Raw genomic sequence first — 2,784 nt, forward strand, 5'->3', positions numbered from 1 at the left:
CCCTGCCCCGCCTGCGGCCGCTGACCCCGCCGCACCGGCGTCCCGGCCGGAACCCGCGGCGCCGTTCGGAAGTTATGGTGATTTGGGGGCGGATCGTGCTGAGGGGCGTGGCTGTGAACGAAAAGGACCTGCAAGACGACCGCGGCGGAGACGCCGGCAACGGCGGCGCGGGCGGCGGCGCGGACCAGGCCGCCGCGCGGCGGCTGGAGGAGATCTGGGACGGGCTCGCCCCGGCCGCCGCGACCGCCGCGCGCACCGCCGCCACCGCCGGGGAACCCGCCGTCGCCGCCGCCCGCCGCGCCGCCGCGGTCGCCGCGGCCCGCATCCTGGACCAGCTCGCCGGGACGCCCGCGATGAAGGCCGTCGAGCAGGCCGCCCGCGACGCCGCGGTCAAGGCCGCCTCCGCCGCCGCCGAACGCGCCGTCACCGAGGCCCGCGCCGCCGCCGAGGCCAACCCCGCCACCGCGGGCGCCTACCAGGCCGCCGCCACCGCGCTGGCCCTCGCCGAGCAGGCCGCCCAGCAGACCGCGCGGCACCCCATGGCGGCCGCCGCGCGCCGCTTCGCCGCCGGGCCCCTCGCCCGCGCCGCGGCCGACGCCGCCCTGGACGTCGCCGCCCGCACCGCCGCCGCGCCCGTCGTGCAGGCCGCCACCAGGACCGTCGTGGACGCCGCGGTCGACACCGTCGCCGACGCCGCCGCCGAGGCCGCGATGACCGCCGGCCGCGACGTCGTCGCCCGCGTCGTCCGCGAGACCGCCGAGCAGGCCGCCCGCGACCTGGCCGGCACCGTCCGCGACCGCGCCCGCGGCGCCGCCGCCGCGCCCGAACTCGCCCCCCTCACCGGCGCGGCCGCCGGGCTCGCCGCCCGCGCCGCGGCCGACCCCGCCGTCCGCGGCGCCGCCCGCGACGCCGCGGACCTGGTCACCGCCGTCACCGGCAGCGCCGTCGCCCGCACCGCCCGCGACCTGGCCCTGCGCACCGCGTCCCGCGCCGCCACCGCCGCGATCGAGGCCGTCCTGCGCGAGCTGCTCCGCGACGCCCTCAAGCTCGCCATGCAGGACACCCTGCGCGGCATCGTCGCCGACGTCGCCCGCGACGTCGTCGTCGACGTCGCCAAGACCACCTGGACCACCGCCACCCGCCCCGCCCCCGGCTCCGGCCCGGGCGCCGGCCCGCGCGTGGCGGCGGCCGTCGTCGTCGAGGAGACCGTCGAGGACACCCCCGCCGGGCGGACCCGCACCACCGACGTGTGGGCGCAGGTCACCACCGGGGAGGCCCCCGGACCCGGACGTGATGTACTCGGAGGGGAAGGGCCGTCCCGGCCGGCGGACGAGACGAACGGGAAGTGATCTGGATGGCCGACACCCTCGACGACGACGCCGTCGCCGGACGGCTGCGCGACCTGCCCGCCTGGGAGCGCGACGGCGACCTCATCCGCAGGACGGTGAAGGCGCCCGCCTTCCTCGCCGGCATCGACCTGGTCGGCGACGTCGCCCGCGCCGCCGAGGACGCCGACCACCACCCCGACATCGACATCCGCTGGCGCACCGTGACCTTCGCCCTCACCACCCACAGCGCCGGCGGCCTGACCGGCAAGGACTTCGACCTCGCCGCCGCGATCGACCGGATCGCCGCCCGGCACGGCGCCGAATGACCCCGTGACCGCCCAGCACCCGGCCCAGGGGCCCGGCCGGGGCCGGGTGCAGGTGGCGGTGTGCGGGCCCGGCGAGTGCACCGAACGCGAACGCGGCCACGCCCGCGAGACCGGGCGGCTGCTCGCCCGGCACGGCGCCGTGGTCGTCTGCGGCGGGCTCGGCGGGGTGATGGCCGCCGCCGCGGCGGGCGCCCGCGCCGCCGGCGGCACCGTCGTCGGCGTCCTGCCCGGCACCGACCGCGACGCCGCCGGACCCGACCTCACCGTCGCGCTGCCCACCGGCCTCGGGCAGGCCCGCAACAACGTGATCGTCAACGCCGCCGACGCCGTCATCGTCATCGGCGGGTCCTGGGGGACGCTGTCGGAACTGGCCCTGGCGATGCGCGCCGCCGTCCCGGTCGTGCAGATCGGCGGCTGGCGCGTCCTCGACCACGACGGCAGGCCCGCCCCCGGCATCGTCCACGCCGCGGACGCCGCCGAGGCCGTCGCGGCCACCGGCCTGTTCGGCCCGCCCGCCCGCTGACGGCGCGTCAGTGCGCGGAGAACCCGCCGTCCACGAAGATCGACTGGCCGGTGACATAGCCGGCGGCCGGCGAGGCCAGGAACACCGCCGCGCCCGCGAAGTCCTCCGGCAGCCCGTTGCGGCCGGTGAGCGTGCGCCCGGCCAGCGCCCGCACCAGCTCCGGGTCCGCCGCGACCCGCGCGTTCAGCGGCGTCATCACGAACCCCGGCACCAGCGTGTTGGCGGTGACGCCCCGCGGCGACCACGCCTCGGCCTGCGACCGCGCCAGCGCCACCAGCCCCGCCTTGGACACCCCGTACGCGCCGCTGGTCAGCGACGCCCGGAACGCCTGCTGCGAGGAGATGTGGATCAGCCGCCCGAAGCCCCGCTCGGCCATCCCCGGCCCGAACCGCCGCCCGAGCAGGAACGGCGCCTCCAGGTTCACCGCCATCGTGGCGTCCCACACCTCGTCGCCGAGCTCGCCCATCGGAGGCCGCAGGTTCAACCCCGCCGAGTTCACCAGGATGTCCGGCTCCCCGAACGCGGCCGCCGCCTCCTCCGCCGCCCGCGCCACCCCCTCGCGGGTGCCCAGGTCGGCGCTGACGGCCGCCGCGCGGCACCCGCGAGG

General features: G+C 79.5%; 4 protein-coding genes. 3 read left to right on the forward strand and 1 reads right to left on the reverse strand.

Annotated features, from left to right (window positions below):
- Nucleotides 1-107 precede the first annotated feature (107 nt).
- Genes E1266_RS38590 through E1266_RS36660 form a run of 3 tightly spaced genes read left to right on the forward strand, consistent with a single transcriptional unit; the run spans nucleotide 108 to nucleotide 2,177 of the window.
- Nucleotides 108-1,349: a hypothetical protein gene (locus tag E1266_RS38590; protein WP_165966367.1), complete on the forward strand. Its 1,242-nt coding sequence runs from the start codon at nucleotides 108-110 to the stop codon at nucleotides 1,347-1,349.
- A gap of 5 nt (nucleotides 1,350-1,354) precedes the next feature.
- Nucleotides 1,355-1,654, forward strand: a complete 300-nt coding sequence (locus tag E1266_RS36655; RefSeq protein WP_132055106.1) for a 4a-hydroxytetrahydrobiopterin dehydratase — start codon at nucleotides 1,355-1,357, stop codon at nucleotides 1,652-1,654.
- 4 nt (nucleotides 1,655-1,658) lie between these two features.
- The gene (locus tag E1266_RS36660) at nucleotides 1,659-2,177 is read left to right on the forward strand and encodes a TIGR00725 family protein (RefSeq protein ID WP_243719343.1); all 519 of its coding nucleotides are present in this window, start codon (nucleotides 1,659-1,661) and stop codon (nucleotides 2,175-2,177) included.
- Between the two features lie 7 nt (nucleotides 2,178-2,184).
- On the opposite strand, the gene E1266_RS36665 is transcribed toward E1266_RS36660, so the two are convergent.
- Nucleotides 2,185-2,784 (reverse strand): SDR family oxidoreductase (locus tag E1266_RS36665; RefSeq protein WP_132055107.1); only part of this gene is annotated, 600 nt, incomplete at its 5' end.

Origin of the sequence: Actinomadura sp. 7K534, assembly GCF_004348575.1 — a bacterium.
GTDB classification, from domain to species: domain Bacteria; phylum Actinomycetota; class Actinomycetes; order Streptosporangiales; family Streptosporangiaceae; genus Spirillospora; species Spirillospora livida.

What these genes read in the sequence shown, in the direction of transcription:
- E1266_RS36655 (WP_132055106.1), top strand. Translation starts at nt 1,355, where the DNA reads ATGGCCGACACCCTCGACGACGACGCCGTCGCCGGACGGCTGCGCGAC.